The sequence below is a fragment of the Streptomyces sp. M92 genome, from assembly GCF_028473745.1.
Lineage (GTDB): Bacteria > Actinomycetota > Actinomycetes > Streptomycetales > Streptomycetaceae > Streptomyces.
Map to the genome: position 1 here is coordinate 1,343,325 of NZ_CP101137.1, position 15,318 is coordinate 1,358,642.

General features: G+C 70.2%; 14 protein-coding genes and 1 pseudogene. 6 read left to right on the forward strand and 9 right to left on the reverse strand.

Going from position 1 to position 15,318, the window contains the following annotated elements:
* Positions 1-26 precede the first annotated feature (26 nt).
* From M6G08_RS05965 to M6G08_RS05975, 3 genes are read right to left on the reverse strand one after another with little or no spacing between them, the layout of a single operon-like run.
* Complete coding sequence (locus M6G08_RS05965) at positions 27-1,184, reverse strand: LeuA family protein (protein WP_272586142.1); 1,158 nt, start codon at positions 1,182-1,184, stop codon at positions 27-29.
* Position 1,185: 1 nt separating this feature from the next.
* Complete coding sequence (locus tag M6G08_RS05970; protein ID WP_272586143.1) at positions 1,186-2,442, reverse strand: pyridoxal phosphate-dependent aminotransferase; 1,257 nt, start codon at positions 2,440-2,442, stop codon at positions 1,186-1,188.
* The gene (locus M6G08_RS05975) at positions 2,439-3,011 is read right to left on the reverse strand and encodes a cysteine hydrolase family protein (protein WP_272586144.1); all 573 of its coding nucleotides are present in this window, start codon (positions 3,009-3,011) and stop codon (positions 2,439-2,441) included. The genes M6G08_RS05970 and M6G08_RS05975 overlap by 4 nt, the downstream gene beginning before the upstream one ends.
* Positions 3,012-3,248: 237 nt before the next feature.
* Here M6G08_RS05975 and M6G08_RS05980 point away from each other — a divergent pair, with 237 nt between their 5' ends.
* Genes M6G08_RS05980 through leuD form a run of 3 tightly spaced genes read left to right on the forward strand, consistent with a single transcriptional unit; the run spans position 3,249 to position 7,209 of the window.
* The gene (locus tag M6G08_RS05980; RefSeq protein WP_272586145.1) at positions 3,249-5,147 is read left to right on the forward strand and encodes an FAD/NAD(P)-binding protein; all 1,899 of its coding nucleotides are present in this window, start codon (positions 3,249-3,251) and stop codon (positions 5,145-5,147) included.
* A 27-nt stretch (positions 5,148-5,174) separates the two neighbouring features.
* Entirely contained in the window at positions 5,175-6,575 is a 1,401-nt protein-coding gene (gene leuC, locus M6G08_RS05985) for a 3-isopropylmalate dehydratase large subunit (RefSeq protein ID WP_272586146.1), read from the forward strand.
* Between the two features lie 10 nt (positions 6,576-6,585).
* Positions 6,586-7,209: a 3-isopropylmalate dehydratase small subunit gene (leuD, locus tag M6G08_RS05990; RefSeq protein ID WP_272586147.1), complete on the forward strand. Its 624-nt coding sequence runs from the start codon at positions 6,586-6,588 to the stop codon at positions 7,207-7,209.
* A 65-nt stretch (positions 7,210-7,274) separates the two neighbouring features.
* Here the strand turns inward: leuD and M6G08_RS05995 are convergent, their stop codons facing one another.
* The 5 genes and pseudogenes from M6G08_RS05995 to M6G08_RS06010 form a co-directional block, all read right to left on the reverse strand.
* The gene (locus tag M6G08_RS05995; protein ID WP_272586148.1) at positions 7,275-7,949 is read right to left on the reverse strand and encodes a LysR family transcriptional regulator substrate-binding protein; all 675 of its coding nucleotides are present in this window, start codon (positions 7,947-7,949) and stop codon (positions 7,275-7,277) included.
* A gap of 36 nt (positions 7,950-7,985) precedes the next feature.
* Positions 7,986-8,162, reverse strand: a pseudogene (locus M6G08_RS35965) (LysR family transcriptional regulator); the annotation flags it as partial.
* A gap of 433 nt (positions 8,163-8,595) precedes the next feature.
* On the reverse strand, positions 8,596-9,687 hold the full coding sequence (gene pdhA / locus M6G08_RS06000; protein WP_272586149.1) for a pyruvate dehydrogenase (acetyl-transferring) E1 component subunit alpha: 1,092 nt from the start codon (positions 9,685-9,687) through the stop codon (positions 8,596-8,598).
* A 142-nt stretch (positions 9,688-9,829) separates the two neighbouring features.
* Positions 9,830-10,840, reverse strand: a complete 1,011-nt coding sequence (gap, locus tag M6G08_RS06005; protein WP_272586150.1) for a type I glyceraldehyde-3-phosphate dehydrogenase — start codon at positions 10,838-10,840, stop codon at positions 9,830-9,832.
* Between the two features lie 89 nt (positions 10,841-10,929).
* Positions 10,930-11,859: a DMT family transporter gene (locus M6G08_RS06010; RefSeq protein ID WP_336298982.1), complete on the reverse strand. Its 930-nt coding sequence runs from the start codon at positions 11,857-11,859 to the stop codon at positions 10,930-10,932.
* 164 nt (positions 11,860-12,023) lie between these two features.
* Here M6G08_RS06010 and M6G08_RS06015 point away from each other — a divergent pair, with 164 nt between their 5' ends.
* Entirely contained in the window at positions 12,024-12,560 is a 537-nt protein-coding gene (locus M6G08_RS06015; RefSeq protein ID WP_272586152.1) for a CGNR zinc finger domain-containing protein, read from the forward strand.
* 152 nt (positions 12,561-12,712) lie between these two features.
* On the opposite strand, the gene M6G08_RS06020 is transcribed toward M6G08_RS06015, so the two are convergent.
* A complete protein-coding gene (locus tag M6G08_RS06020) occupies positions 12,713-13,345 on the reverse strand; it encodes a TetR/AcrR family transcriptional regulator (RefSeq protein WP_272586153.1) in 633 nt (210 codons plus the stop codon).
* A 164-nt stretch (positions 13,346-13,509) separates the two neighbouring features.
* Between M6G08_RS06020 and M6G08_RS06025 the strand changes: the two genes are divergently transcribed.
* Both M6G08_RS06025 and M6G08_RS06030 read left to right on the forward strand, forming a co-directional pair.
* Positions 13,510-14,433 (forward strand): ABC transporter permease, encoded by a 924-nt coding sequence (locus M6G08_RS06025; RefSeq protein ID WP_272586154.1) that lies wholly within the window; start codon positions 13,510-13,512, stop codon positions 14,431-14,433.
* Complete coding sequence (locus M6G08_RS06030; protein WP_272586155.1) at positions 14,426-15,256, forward strand: ABC transporter ATP-binding protein; 831 nt, start codon at positions 14,426-14,428, stop codon at positions 15,254-15,256. The genes M6G08_RS06025 and M6G08_RS06030 overlap by 8 nt, the downstream gene beginning before the upstream one ends.
* Positions 15,257-15,318 lie beyond the last annotated feature (62 nt).

A 15,318-nucleotide genomic window follows, 5' to 3' on the forward strand; every position in this document is an offset into this window, starting at 1 on the left:
GCTCCTGGTCTCGATGGGGCGGTCGGTCAGCCTGCGGCGACAGGGGTGAGTTCGGCGGCGAGCCGGGCCTTGACGACGCCGAGGTCCTCGCAGTCACCGCCGGTTCGTTCCTCGATGTGGATGCGGTACAGCTTGTCCAGCTCGCCCTCGGACACGGTGACGCCCAGTTCACCGATCAGGTGACGCAGGACGCTGCGGCCGGAGTGACGGCCCACGAGCACGCTGCGCTCCCGGCCGAAACGGGCGGGCTCGACGTACTCGTACGTGGCCGGGTTGCGCAGGATGCCCTGCTGGTGGAGGCCGGCAGCGGTACCGAAGGCGTACGTGCCGAATATCGCCTTGTTGCGGGGTTCCTCGAGGCGGATGTGCCTCCTCAGGGCGGTGTACACCCCGTACATGGCGTCGAGCCGGATCTCGCTGTACAGGCCGGTGACGTCCTGCTTGTAGGCCAGCAGCGCGGCGATCTCCTCCAGCGCGGTGTTGCCGGCGCGTTCACCGATCCCGCCGAGCGTCGCCTGCACCTCGTCCGCGCCGGCGACGAGTCCGGCCAGCGCGTTCGCGGTGGACAGGCCGAAGTCCTCGTGGCAGTGCGTCGCGATGCGCACCGGGGCCGGCGCCCAGGAGCGGAAGCGGGCGATGAGTCCGGCGTACTCCTCGGGAGTCAGCGCCCCCGAGGTGTCGGCCACCACCAGGCAGGTGGCGCCCGCCTCGACGGACCGTTCGGCCAGCTCGCGCAGCAGGTCGTCCTCGCCGCGGCTGGCGTCCTCGATGCCGACGGACACGTCCTCGACACCGAGTTCCCTGGCCACGGCGACGGAATCGACGACCTCGGCGACCGCCTGGGCGCGCGTGATGCGGCGCTTGTGCCGGAGGTGGATGTCGCTGCCGGTCGAGGCGATCTGCACCTGGTGGCGGGCCGTGCCGCCGGCCTTCACCGCCGTTTCGATGTCCGTCGCGACCGCCCTGCAGAACGTGGTGAACCTCGCCTTCGTCAGGTGCTGCGAGATCAGCCGGGTCGCCTCGAAGTCGCTGGGCGAGGAGGCCGGGAACCCGGTCTCGATACGGTCCACGCCGAGGGACTCGATCCCCAGGGCCAGTTCGAGTTTCTCGTCGGGGCCGAGGGCGTTGGCCGGGGCCTGTTCTCCGTCGCGGAGTGTGGTGTCGAAGAAGGAAACACGACGCATGTCAGATCTCTCCGAGGCACTGGGGGGTGAGACGGGCGACCGGTTCGGGAGGGCTCGGCTCCGCGCCGGCGAGCACGGGGGAACGGCGGGCCAGCGCTTCGCCCATCCTGTGGACCGCCTCGTCGATGACTGCCCGGGACGTGGCGAAGGAGAGCCGCACGTGCCCTTCGCCCCCGGGTCCGAACGCGCTGCCCGGGGTCACCGCGACGCGGGCCTCGTCGAGCAGCCATGCGGCGAACTCCGCCGAGGTGGCGAAGCCGGTGCCGCGGATGTCGGGGAAAACGTAGAAGCTGCCTTCCGGCAGCGCGCACCGCACGCCGGGGAGCCGGTTGAGCCCCGAGACGACGAGTTCACGGCGAGCGGCGTACTCGTGGGTCATCGCCGCCACGTCGTCCTGCGGCCCGGTGAGCGCCGCCAGGCCGCCGTACTGGACGAACGTGCCCGCGCAGCCGACGGAGTGCTGCTGGGCCTTCAGGATCTCGCCGACGACATCCGTCGGGCCGCAGACGTAGCCCAGCCGCCAGCCCGTCATCGCGTACGCCTTGGAGAACCCGTTGACCGTCAAGGTCCGGTCGGCGCAGCCCGGCAGGGATGCCAGGCTGAGGTGGCGCGCGCCGCCGTAGACGATCTTCTCGTAGATCTCGTCGGACACGACCAGCAGATCGTGGTCCCGGACGAACTCGGAGACGGTCCGGGCCTCGTCCGCGCTCAGCACCCGCCCGGTGGGGTTGTTGGGCGTGTTGAGCAGCAGCACCTTCGTGCGCGGCGTGACGTACTGTTCGAGCACGTCACGGGTGAGACGGAACCCGTCTGCCGCGTCGAGCGGCACCGAGACGGGCACGGCGCCGACCAGGCGGGCCATGGAGGCGTAGCTGACCCAGCTCGGTGTGGGCACGAGCACCTCGTCGCCCGGGTCGAGCAGGGCCAGCAGCGAGATGAACAGCGCGTGCTTCGCGGAGGGCGTGACGACGATGTCCCGGTCCTTGCGAGCCACGATCCCGTTGTCCCGTTCCAGCTTCTGCGCGACGGCGGCGAGAAGTTCAGGCAGGCCTCGGCTGGGGGCGTAGTGCGTGTGTCCCTCGTCCAGCGCGCGGGTGGCCGCTTCGACCACGTGGCCGGGGGAGTCGAAGTCCGGTTCCCCACCGCCGAGGTCGAGGACGTCGACCCCCTCGGCCCGCAGGGCGTGCACGCGTTCCAGAACGGCGAAGGTGGCCGAACGCTCGATGCCGGAGAAACGGGTGGCCGTGCGTGGGTTCACCGGACGCTCCCCGGAGCCAGCGCCTCGCCGACCGTCGTGATCCGCGCCGTCCGGCCGATGACCGACAGCGCGGCGGTGTGCATCTCGTCGCCGTCGGCCCCGGTGGCGTCCTCCAGCACCTCGACCGCGTAGTCCCGGTCGTGACCGTCCCGCGCGGTCGCGAGGATCACCATGTCGGTGGAGACGCCGGTGAGCAGCAGGGTGTCGACTCCGAGCGCCCGCAGGGTCAGGTCGAGGCCGGTGCCGTAGAAGGGGCTGATGCGGTGCTTGGCGATCACCGGTTCGCCGTCGGCCGGCTTCACGGCGTCGTGCGGCTGGGTGGCCCACGTGCCGAGCAGAATCCGGCCGTCGTCCTTCGCGCTGTGGAAAACCGGCGAACCCGCCGGCCATTCCGGATAACCCGCGGTAAAGCCCACGACGACGTGAATTACCGGAATTCCTCGGTTCCGGGCCGTCTCCAGCGCGAGGGCCGCATTTTCCAGGACTCCGCGCCGGGCAAGGTGACGGGCGTATCCGTCACGGCCGTATTTGCCCTCGGGGTGAACGATGTCGTTAATGAGGTCCAGCATGAGTAGCGCTGGTTTTCTCGCCACAGCTCTTCAGCTCCTCAGCTTCCTGTGCCGCGCCGGTCGCGCTGCAAATCGACCATGACGCCAAACGGCCGGTCAACCGGGATGAGAGGCGCTCATCCGTCCATGAGTGCATTGGATGACTCCTGCTTTTTCGGCTCACCGCGCCTACGTTGAACGCGTTTTGAACTGGTCTCCCGGCGTCTTTCGAAAGGACTGACACAGGTGCACCACCGCATGCCTTCCGGAGGGCTCTCCCACCACATCGCCGTGATCGGCAGCGGGCCCCGCGGGCTGAGCGTGGTCGAGCGGCTCGCCGCGCGGCTGCTGGACGCCCCGCCTCTCGTGCCTGTCCACATCCACCTCATCGACTCCGTGCAGGTGGGCTCCGGCCGGGTGTGGCGCACCGACCAGCCGCTGTGGTTCCTCATGAACACCGTCGCCGGCGAGGTGTCCGCCTTCTCCGGGCGACCGGACGACGGACCGGTCCGGCCGGGTGCCGGGCCGTCCCTCGCCGAGTGGTGGCGGACCGTCGATCCGGACGGAGCCGATCCGCTCGGGTACGCGCCCCGGGCCGTGTACGGCCATTACATGCAGTACGTCCTGAACACGGTGGAGGAGAACCTGCCCGAGGGCGTACACCTGCACCGCACTTCGGGTGAGGTCACGGACCTGGAGCCCGGTCCCGACGGCTACCGGCTCGTCTTCGCCGGCGGCGGCGCCCTGACCGCCGACCGCGTGGTCGTCACCACCGGGCACACTCGGCCCGAACTCTCCGCGGACCAGCAGCGGCTCGCCGACTTCGCCGCGGCCGTCCCGGGCCTGCGGTACTTCCGCGGGGACTCCGCCGCCGACATGCCCCTCGACGACATCCCGGCCGGCTCGACGGTGGGGATCCTGGGTCTCGGTCTTTCGTTCTACGACGTCATGGCGGCGCTCACCGAGGGCCGCGGCGGACGCTACGCGACCGAGCCGGACGGCACCCTGCGGTACCTGCCCAGCGGACGGGAGCCCCTCCTGGTGGCCGGGTCGCGCAGCTCCATGCCGGTACCCGGCCGCGGTCGTCACCAGAAGGACTTCGACCACCGCTACTCGGCGCGGCTGTTCACCGCCGACCGAATACGCCGTACCAGGGGCGCCTCGGTCCGGTTCCGGACCGAGGCGTGGCCCTGGCTGCGGGCGGAGATGGACCTGGTCTACTACGCGACCGGCCTGCGCCGGGCGGCGGGCGACGGCCCGGCCGAGGCGTTCGTCTCGGACGTGGTCGCCGCCGCGCGCACCGGGGTGCCCGACGTCCGCGCGCTGGCCGCCCGCCACGGGGCGGACACGCTGCCCCCGCTGGACATCGACGCCCTCGCCCGGCCGTTCGAGGGCCGCGAGTACCCGAGCCCGCAGGCCTTCACCGCCGATCTCGTCGCCGCCGTCACCCGGGACCTGGAGCACGCGGAGGAGGGCAACGTCGATTCGCCCCTCAAGGCCGCTCTGGACGTGCTGCGCGACACCCGCGCAGTGCTCCGGGAACTCGTCGACTTCGGCGGGCTGACCCCGGACTCCCACCGGGACGAGTTCCTGGCCTGGTTCGTGCCGCGCACGTCGTTCCTGGCCGCGGGGCCGCCGCGGGCAAGGCTGCGCCAGGTGATCGCTCTGGTCCGGGCCGGCGTGCTGCGCCTGGCCGGCCCGCAGACGCGTTTCGAGACCGCGCCGGAACAGGGCACCTTCGTGGTGTCCTCGCCCCGGGTGCGGGGGTCGCACACTCCCGCCACCACCGTCGTCGACGCCCGCATCCCGACCCCCTCGCTGCTGCGCGACCCCGCCCCGCTGACCCGGGCCCTCGTCTCCCGCTCACTGCTGACCAGCTACGTCAACACGGACGGCGCGGAAGCCTTCGACACCGGCGGCGTCGCCGTGACGAAGAGCCCTTACCACCCCGTCGGCAGCGGCGGGGTCCCCGACCGCGGACTGTACGTCCTCGGCATCCCGACCGAGCACACTCGCTGGTTCATGCAGGGGGGCAGCAGCCGTCCCGGCTTCTGGACCGACTTCATCTGGGACGCGGACGCCATCGCGGCCGACGCCCTCGCCCCCGTGGCCACGGCCGACGCAGCCCGTCGGCAGCCGACCGCCGTCCTGGCCTGACCATCCTCACCGCGGAGACCTCACCTCATGCCATCCACCCTGGCCCGCAAGATCTGGCGCGAGCACACCGTGCGCACCAGCGATTCGGGCGAAGACCTTCTCTACGTCGATCTGCAGCTGCTGCACGAGGTCAACACCCCGCAGGCCTTCGACCGGCTGCGGGCGGCGGGCCGCACGGTGCGCCGACCCGACCTGACGGTGGGCACCGAGGACCACAACACCCCTACCGTCGACATCCGACGGCGGATCGCGGACCCGGCCGGCCGCAGGCAGTCGGAGCTGATGCGCGCCAACTGCGCCGAGTTCGGCATCCCGCTGCACCGGCTGGGGGACCCCGGACAGGGCATCGTCCACGTGATCGCACCGGAGCAGGGCCTGATCCGGCCCGGCATGACCGTCGTGTGCTGCGACTCCCACACCACGACTCTGGGCGCCTTCGGCGCCCTGGCCTTCGGGATCGGAGCCAGTCAGGTCGAGCACGTCCTGGCCACCCAGACACTGCCCATGCGCCCGCTGAAGGACCTGTCCGTCACGGTCGGGGGCACGCTGCCCCCGGGCGTGACCGCCAAGGACCTGGTACTGGCGCTCATCTCCCGGATCGGAACGTCCGGCGGCCAGGGCCACGCCATCGAGTACCGGGGGCCTGCGGTCGAGGCGCTGTCCATGGAAGCCCGGATGACGCTGTGCAACATGTCGGTGGAGGCCGGGTCACGCGCCGGACTCGTCGCGCCGGACGCCACGACGTTCCGCTACCTGCGGGACCGTCCGGGAGTGCCGACGGGGTCCGACTGGGACCAGGAGGTCGCCCACTGGATGTCGCTGCGCACGGACGACGGCGCGGTGTTCGACAAGCAGGTGAGCCTCGACGGCGGCATGCTCAGCCCGTACGTCTCCTGGGGGACGAACCCGGCGCAGAGCGCGCCGCTGGACTCGCGGACGCCGTCCCCCGACGACTTCGGGACGGCCGAGGAGCGGGCGGCGGCCGAGCGGGCGCTCGAGTACATGGGCCTCGCGCCGGGTGTGCCGATGCGTGACATCGGCGTCGACATGGTGTTCCTGGGGTCCTGCACCAACGGCCGTATCGAGGACCTGCGGGCGGCTGCCGACGTCCTCAAGGGCAGGCGCGTCAGGGACGGCGTTCACATGATCATCGTGCCCGGGTCGGCCGCCGTCCGACGACAGGCCGTCGAGGAGGGGCTCGACGCCGTCTTCGCCGAGGCCGGCGCCGACTTCCGGGCCGGGGCGGGGTGTTCGATGTGCGCCGCCCTCAACGAGGACCGGTTGCGACCGGGGCAGCGCGCCGCCTCGACCAACAACCGCAATTACGAGGGACGGCAGGGCAAGGGTTCCCGGACCCACATCGTCTCCCCGTCCGTCGCCGCGGCGACCGCCGTGACCGGCCGCCTGGCCGGCCCCGCCGATCTGTGAGGTACCTGACGTGACCGACACCACGAAGTCCACCGTCCACAGGCAGTTCACCGTCCACACGGGCACCGCCGTTCCGCTGCGCCGTACCGACGTCGACACCGACCAGATCATCCCGGTGCGCTTCTGCGCCAGCACGACCCGGGACGGGCACGCCGACGCCCTGTTCGCCGACTGGCGCGACGACCCCGGGTTCGTGCTGAACCGTCCCGAGCGGGCCGGTGCCACGGTGCTGGTCGCCGGACACGACTTCGGCACCGGCTCGTCGCGGGAGTACGCGGTCTGGGCGCTGCAGGACTACGGATTCAGGGTGGTGATCGCCCCGCGGTTCGGGGACATCTTCCGTGGCAACTCGCTGATGAACGGCTTGCTCACCGTCGCCGTGCCCGCCGACGTCGTCGTCGCGCTGTGGGAGGAGACCGAAGCCGACGCCGCCGTCCCCGTCGTGGTCGACCTAGAGCGCAGGCAGGTCCGTTGCCGGGGCGTGCTGGCGCACTTCGACCTGGAGGAGGACATTCGCAGCAGGCTGCTGCTCGGCCTGGATCCGATCGCCTCCACCCTGCGGTACGAGGAGGACATCGCCGCGTACGAAACGGGACGGCGGTCCCGGCTGCCGCGCACCCGGCCCCGCCCGTGACGGCCCGCCCCCGTCCGCAGGCGGGTGGCCACGTCCGCGCCGTACGGCGGTCAGGGGCGGCCTGCTCACCCCATCACCAGCTCCTTGCGGTCGAGCGAACCCTTGACGAGGGCGACGAACTCGTCCGTGAAGGCGTTGGCGGTGGCCCGCCGGCCCATCGCGAGGACCTGGTCGCAGGGCAGTGTGGGGACCAGCGGCAGCACGCGCAGCCGGGGGGCCTTCGACGGGAGAGCGACCCCGGGCAGCAGGGACACGCCGTAGCCGTTCGCGGTCATGGTCATCAAGGTCACCGGATCGTCGACCCGGAGGGACACCATGGGATCGACGCCGTGCTCCTGGAAGAAGGACTCCAGCCTCGCCTCCAGATCCCCGCCCGCCATCAGCAGGCGTTCACCGGCGAGTTGCCGCACGTGCACGGTCGAGGCCGTGCCCAGCGGGTGGCCGACGGGCAGCACGACGTGCATCCGGTCGCTCAGCAGCGGCAAGACGGTGAATCCCCTGTCGGCCAGACCGCCGATCCCGAGTTCCACGAAGCCGCTCCGCAGCCACTCCTCGACCTGGGTGCACTTCCCCACCCGGACGTCGAGCGCCACGTCCGCGTGCCGGGCGTGGAACTCACCGAGCAGGCGGGCCAGTTCACGCTTGCCGAAACTGCGGCTCACGCCGATGCGCAGCACCGTTCTCGAGGCACTGCGCGTGAGGGAGCCGACCGTGGTGATCTCCTGGGCATGCTTGAGCATGATCCGCGCGCTGTGCAGAACGCGGCGTCCTGCCGCGGTGAGTGAGATGCTGCCGTGCTCACGCTTGAGGAGCTCGATTCCGAGCCCCTTTTCGAGTGATGCGACGGCGTGGCTGACAGCCGACTGGCTGACGCCTATCAATTGTGCTGCGGCAGTGAATGAGCCGGTATCGACCACGGCCACGAAGGCCTTGCATTGGGACAGTTTCATCATGCTGACCCCAGTCCGGCGCACGCGACGGTACGCCTAGATCTCCTCGCCCCTCGACGCTGACGGACCCCTGGTTGCGTGGCACATACGCTGCACGACCGGGAAAGCACTGAGCTGCGCCGAAGTACAAAAGGACGACCCTGTCCCCCGCGATAAGCACGATTAACTCCGCTCCCCCGTCGTAACCATCCAATGATCAGCGACTTCGCGAGGGACGTCAAGACTGGAGAGTGGCCCGTTATGCAATTCCCCCTGACTGCCGCTTGGGAGTAGGATTGACCGCGAGTAAACACTTATTCAAGTTATGGCAATTTTTCACCCGCGACCACCCCCGAGTTTATTCAGGAACTTCCTGAACTCCTCCACGTCATGGACCTTCTCGACGAAGCCCGGGTCCGTCATGGCCCACCTGTACGGACGTTCAGGACTCAGGGCACTACTGCCCCGCCTGCCCGGCCTCCAGCGAGTCCCGCAGGGCGAGGAAGCCGGCCCTCTCCTCCGCCACCACCGCGTGGTGCTCCGCGTACACGTGGTCGAAGAGATCGGTGGGCGCGGGATCCGGCATGGCACGGACTCCCTCGCGGACGTGCTGGGCCAGCTTCTCGCCCTCCTCCGCCACTTCGGCGAAAAAGGCCTCGTCGGCCTGGCCGGATTCGGTCAGATACCGGAGCAGACGGTCGACGGGGTCCTTGCCCTGCCACTCGACACGCTCGGCCTCGTCCCGGTATCGCGTCGGGTCGTCGGAGGTCGCGTGCGGTGCCATGCGATAGGTGAAGGCCTCGATCAGCATGGGGCCCTCGCCCCGCCGCGCCCGGTCGAGCGCGTACCGGGTCACGGCGAGGCAGGCCAGCACGTCGTTGCCGTCCACCCGGACCCCGGGAAAGCCCCAGCCGTCCGAGCGCCGGCTGATCGGCCAGCGGGTCTGCCGGGCCGCGGGTGTGGAGATCGCGTACTGGTTGTTCTGGCAGAAGAACACCACCGGCGCGTTGTTGACGGTGGCGAAGGTGAAGGCCTCCGCCACGTCGCCCTGGCTGGAGGCGCCGTCTCCGAAGTAGGAGAGGACCGCCATGTCCGCGCCGTCCCGCGTCACACCCATCGCGTAGCCGGTGGCATGCAGCAGCGGCGGACCGATCACCAGGGTGTACAGGTGGAAGTTGTGCTCCTGCGGGTCCCAGCCCCCATTGCTCACTCCGCGGTACAGCCCGAGGAGCTGAAGGGGATCGATCCCGCGCGTCCAGGCGACACCGTGCTCCCGGTAGCAGGGGAACACGTAGTCCTCGGGCCGGGTAGCCCGTCCGGAGCCGATCTGAGCGGCCTCCTGCCCCAGCAGCGAGGCCCACAGACCGAGTTCGCCCTGGCGCTGCAGCGACGTGGCCTCGGCGTCGAAGCGCCGGGTCAGCGCCATGTCACGGTACAGGCCCCGCAGTTCGCCGGAGGTGAGGTCCACGGCGTAATCCGGGTGCTCGACCCGCTTCCCCTCCGGAGTAAGCAACTGGATCATTTCCGCCTGGGCGGGATTCGTTCCCATGTGTTCATCTCCACAACTGACGTCTGGGCTGCTGAGGACGACTGAAGATCGACAGCGTAGGCGCGAGGGCCGTGCCGGCTCCGTGGCAACGGAGTCCACCGCTGCCACGCGCTCGTCGCAGGGCTCCGGCTGCGCGAAGTGGTCAGCTCCTGGTGCCCAGGAGGCGGGCGACGTCGACGACCCGGTGCGAGAAGCCCGACTCGTTGTCGTACCAGCCGAACACCTTCACGTGGCGGCCGCCGCCCGTGACGGTGGTCAGCTCGGAGTCGATGACGCAGGACGCCGCTTCGCCGACGATGTCGGAGGAGACGAGCGGAGCGTCGCTGTGGCGCAGGACCCCGGCCAGCGGTCCGGCCGCCGCCGCCGCGAAGGCCTCGTTGACCTCCTCCACGGTGGTCGGCCGCGACACGTACGCCGAAAGGTCGGTCAGCGAACCGACCGGGACCGGCACCCGCAGCGACAGACCCGCCAGCCTGCCCTCGAGTTCGGGCAGGACGAGGGCGATGGCCTTGGCGGCGCCGGTGGACGTCGGCACGATGTTGACCGCGGCGGAACGGGCGCGGCGGAGATCCTTGTGCGGGCCGTCCTGGAGGTTCTGGTCCTGGGTGTAGGCGTGCACCGTGGTCATCAGGCCGTGCTCGACACCGAACCGCTCGTGCAGCACCTTGGCCATGGGGGCCAGGCAGTTCGTCGTGCAGGAGGCGTTGGAGACCACGTGGTGGACGGCGGGATCGTAGCTCGTGTGATTGATGCCGTACGCGAGGGTGATGTCCTCGTTCGTGGCCGGGGCCGAGATGAGCACTTTGCGCGCGCCCGCGTCGAGGTGCGCGGCGGCCTTCCTCGCGTCGGTGAACCTGCCGGTGGACTCCACGACCACGTCGACGTCCAGCTCGCCCCAGGGGAGCTTGCCCGGCTCACGCTCCGCGTGGACGGCGATCCGGCGGCCGTCGACCACGAGTGCGTCGCCCTCGGCCGTGACCTCCGTCCCCAGCTTGCCCATGGTGCTGTCGTAGGCGAGCAGGTGGGCGAGTGTCGCTGCGTCGGTGAGGTCGTTCACGGCCACGACCTCCAGATCGGCCCTTTGGGCGAGAGCGGCGCGCAGGAAGCCGCGCCCGATGCGACCGAACCCGTTGATGGCGACTTTGATGGTCACTCCGCTACTTCCTTCTCTTGCACTCGGTTGTCATGGATGTTCCACACCGGAACGCCGTACACGTACACGTACACGCAGTGAAGGTGGGTCTATTTGCGGGACGCGAGCAGGACACCGACGCCACCCAGGACGAGTCCCGCGATCGCCGACGTACTCAGCGTCTCGTCGATGATCAGCCAGGACAGCAGGGCGGTTACGGCCGGTGTGAGGAAGAACAGCGTGCCGACCCGGCTCGCGTCCTGCTTCTTGAGCATGAAGTTGAGCAGCAGGAACGTGCCCACGGAGTTGATCAGCACGATCCAGGCCAGCGCCCCGCCGAACGCCCCCCAGTCGGTGACCTCCGGATCCTCCAGAGCCAGCGTCATCACCAGCATCACCGGGGCGCTGGCGAGGAAGTGCACGGCGGTGCTGCTGCGGACGTCCGCGCCCTGGGCGAAGCGCTTTTGGTAGACGGTGCCGGCGCTGAGACCGAGCAGACCGACGAAGGACAGCACGATGGCGGTGACGGAGAAGTCCAGCGCTCCGGCGACGGCGAGCGCGACACCGGCTCCGCCGACGGCGAAGCCGAACCACTGCCGCCTGGTGATCTGCTCGCCCACGAAGAAGCCGGCCATCAGTGCGATCAGCACGGGGTTGAAGCCCTGGATCAGCGCGACCAGGCCGCCCGGCAGCCCTTCACTGATGGCCGTGTAGAAGGCACCGAACTGCACGGCCTGCATGAGCAGTCCGGTGACGACGACGTGCAGCAGCAACCGGCCCTTCGGCCACGGCGACTTGGACACCAGGGCCACTGCCATGAGGAGGACACCGGCGAGCGCGAAGCGGGAGAACGTCAGCAGCAGCGGCGGAGCGGCGTCGGTACCGATCACTGCCGCGATGAAGGCACTGCTCCACAGGACGACGAAGACAGCGGGGACGGCGGCGGAGCCTCTGGGAGGTGCCGCGGCCGTTTCCGGTGGCGACGATGCGGGTGCCTCGCCCTTCACGGTGTCGGTTGCAAGGTCGTCACGTTCCGGCACAGCAGTGGCCTCTCGCTTCAAATAACCAGCTACAGGGGTTAGTTATGGCACTGTATCGACGGCGCGAACAACTAGTCAATGCGGTTAGTTCGCGCAGATAAGTAACCACCTCGACCGGTTACTACTTGGCCTCGCGAAGCCGTCCGCACGGGTACCATGACGAGATGGAGTTCGTATTCGTCAGCGGCAGCGCGGCCCTTGACTTCGTCGGCACGGTCAGGAGCCGGCGCGACGCCCCGCTGGACTCGCTCGTCACACCGGGCGACTTGGCCGAGTGGACCGTCGCCTCGGGAATGCTGGACGGTCCGCCTCCGGTGACCGAGGCGGACCTGGTTTCAGCGGTGCGCCTGCGTGAGGCGATCTACCGCGTGATGCTCGCCTCGATCAGCGGTTCTCCCCTCCCGGCACAGGACTGCGCCGTCCTCAACCGCGCCACGGCCCGCGTCCCCGTGCGCCAGGAGCTGCGGCCCGACGGCACGGCCCTGCGGAGCGGCTCGGTCAGGGCCGTCCTGGCCACGCTCTCCCACGATGCCGTGGACCTCCTCGTCCAACGGCCGACCCAGGTCAAGGAGTGCGCGGCACCCAGCTGCACCCGGCTGTACGTGGACCACTCCCGCCGTTCCTCGCGCCGTTGGTGCGACATGATGCGCTGTGGCAACCGGGCCAAAGCCGCAGCTCACCGCTCCCGCCACCACGTCTGACACACGACCGGCCCCGGCCAGGCCCAGGCGACCACGGCGTCAGGTGCGTAGTGGCGCGGTGCGGCGTGGTGCGGCAGGGTGCGGTGTGGTCGGTGTGCACCGAGATTACGGCCGGGCACGCGCCGTCGGCCGTCCCGGCCGTCCCGGCCGCCTCAGAGCGCCCTGAGCCCCTCCGCCGTCGCCCGTGCCAGCGCCCCCAGGTAACCCTTCGGCAGCTTCGGACTGCGGATGACCACCGAGCGCCAGTACAGCGGGCCCGAGATCAGGTCGAGGGCGAGGTCGGGGTCGACGGCCGGGCTCAGTTCGCCGCGCTCCGTCGCCGCCTCGAGGATCTTGCTGGCGACGCCGTCCTGACCTTCCCGCAGGGCCTTCCGCATGGCTTCCGCGATGTCGGGATTGCGGGCCGCCTCCGCCTGGAGGTCGGGGATGACCTGCGAGGCCACCGGGTGGCGCAGGGCCCGGGACGTCACCTCGTACAGCAGCCGAAGGTCCCCCTCCAGGGACCCGGTGTCGGGCGCGGGCAGGCCCTGCACGGCGAGCGCGGAGACGATGTCGAGGACCAGGTGCAGCTTGGAGCGCCAGCGCCGGTAGACGGCCGTCTTGCCGACGCCCGCCCGGCGCGCGATGCCCTCGATGGACATCCGCGCGTAGCCGACCGCCGCCAGTTCCTCGAAGACCGCCGCCCGGATGGCCTCCGTCACGTCCTCGCGGAGCACCGCCGCCCCGGCGGGTGCCCTGCGGCGCGGTCGCGGCTGCGGCTGCGGCTCGTCGGCGTTGGTCGTCATGCGGGCCAAGCATAGGGCGTCACGACGAAACGGTTGCGTTCCGACGTCGGCACGCCCTACGCTCGCGTCACGACGATACGGTCCCGTCCCGACGTAAATGAACCCGCTCCGACACGCAGGTGAACGCCGGGCGCCACCCCCTCCCCCGAGCGAAAGCAGCGGATGTGAGCCAGGTCCTCCACACACCGCCTCCGACACCGGCCCCGGCCGCCGACGAGCACGACCTCGCGGCCCTCGCCGCCCGCCACGGTCTGACGGTCAGCGGTGCCCGCCCCTCCCTTCCCGAGTACGTCCGCCGGCTGTGGGCGCGCCGGCACTTCATCGGCGCCTTCTCCACCGCCAAGCTCACCGCCCAGTACAGCCAGGCGAAGCTGGGCCAGGTCTGGCAGGTGATGACGCCCCTGCTCAACGCGGCGGTGTACTACTTCATCTTCGGCGTGCTGATGAACACCAGCCGCGGCGTGGAGGACTTCGTCCCGTTCCTGGTCACCGGGGTTTTCGTGTGGACGTTCACGCAGAGCTCGATCATGGCGGGCACCCGGGCGGTCTCCGGCAACCTCGGCCTGGTGCGCGCCCTGCACTTCCCGCGGGCCGCGCTGCCGGTCTCGTTCTGCCTCCAGCAGCTCCAACAGCTGCTGTTCTCGATGGCCGCCCTCGTCGTCATCCTGCTCGCCTTCGGCGTGCCGCCCGCCCCGTCCTGGGTGCTGGCGGTGCCGGCGCTGGTGCTGCAGTTCCTCTTCAACGCCGGCGTGTCGCTGTTCATGGCCCGGGTGGGGTCCAAGATCCCCGACGCGGCCCAGCTGATGCCGTTCGTGCTGCGCACCTGGATGTACGCCTCCGGGGTCATGTTCAGCATCGACCACATGACCGGCCCGGACAGCGGCCTGCCGTCCTGGGTCGGCACCGTGCTCCAGCTCAACCCCGCCGTGGTCTACATCGACCTGATGCGCTTCGCCCTGATCGACACCTTCCACGCGGGGCACCTGCCGCCCCACGCGTGGGCGCTCGCCCTGGGCTGGGCGCTGGTCGCCGGCATCGGCGGTTTCATCTACTTCTGGAAGGCCGAGGAGACATACGGTCGTGGCTGACACCCCCGCCGAGCGCGTCCCCACCGTCGTCGCCGACGGCGTCGACATCGTCTACCGGGTCAACGGCACCGGCGCCGGCCGGGGCTCCGCGACCGCCGCCCTCAACCGCATCGTGCGCCGGAGGAAGGCCGAGAAGGCGGCGGGCGTACGCCGGGTGCACGCCGTCAAGAACGTGTCCTTCGTGGCGTACCGGGGCGAGGCCATCGGCCTGATCGGCACCAACGGCTCCGGCAAGTCGACGCTGCTGAAAGCGGTCGCCGGCCTGCTCCCCGTCGAGAACGGCCGCATATACACCGACGGCCAGCCCTCCCTCCTCGGCGTCAACGCGGCCCTGATGAACGACCTCACCGGCGAGCGCAACGTGCACCTCGGCGGCCTGGCGATGGGCATGTCCCGCGCGCAGATCAAGGCGCGGTACCAGGAGATCGTCGACTTCTCCGGGATCAACGACAAGGGCGACTTCATCACCCTGCCCATGCGCACGTACTCCTCCGGCATGGCGGCCCGGCTGCGCTTCTCCATCGCGGCCGCCAAGGACCACGACGTCCTCCTCGTCGACGAGGCACTGGCCACCGGCGACCGTTCCTTCCAGAAGCGCTCCGAGGAGCGCATCCGCGAGCTGCGCAAGCACGCCGGCACGGTCTTCCTGGTCAGTCACAGCAACAAGTCCATCCGCGACACCTGTGACCGGGTGCTGTGGCTGGAACGGGGCGAGCTGCGCATGGACGGGCCGACGGAGGAGGTCCTGCGGGAGTACGAGAAGTTCACCGGCGGCCCGGACCGGGCGGCCAAGCCCGCGCCGAAGGCGAAGACGGCCGTCTGACCTCTTCCGGAGCACGCCCCTCCCCCGGGAGGCGTACGCACGGTTAACCCTTTTGACCGATT

Coding starts and splice junctions, on each gene's coding strand:
- leuC (WP_272586146.1), top strand. CDS start 5,175: ATGCCATCCACCCTGGCCCGCAAGATCTGGCGCGAGCACACCGTGCGC.
- M6G08_RS05980 (WP_272586145.1), top strand. CDS start 3,249: ATGCCTTCCGGAGGGCTCTCCCACCACATCGCCGTGATCGGCAGCGGG.
- M6G08_RS05975 (WP_272586144.1), bottom strand. CDS start 3,011: ATGCTGGACCTCATTAACGACATCGTTCACCCCGAGGGCAAATACGGC.
- M6G08_RS06015 (WP_272586152.1), top strand. CDS start 12,024: ATGGAGTTCGTATTCGTCAGCGGCAGCGCGGCCCTTGACTTCGTCGGC.
- M6G08_RS06020 (WP_272586153.1), bottom strand. CDS start 13,345: ATGACGACCAACGCCGACGAGCCGCAGCCGCAGCCGCGACCGCGCCGC.
- pdhA (WP_272586149.1), bottom strand. CDS start 9,687: ATGGGAACGAATCCCGCCCAGGCGGAAATGATCCAGTTGCTTACTCCG.
- M6G08_RS05965 (WP_272586142.1), bottom strand. CDS start 1,184: ATGCGTCGTGTTTCCTTCTTCGACACCACACTCCGCGACGGAGAACAG.
- M6G08_RS05995 (WP_272586148.1), bottom strand. CDS start 7,949: ATGCTCAAGCATGCCCAGGAGATCACCACGGTCGGCTCCCTCACGCGC.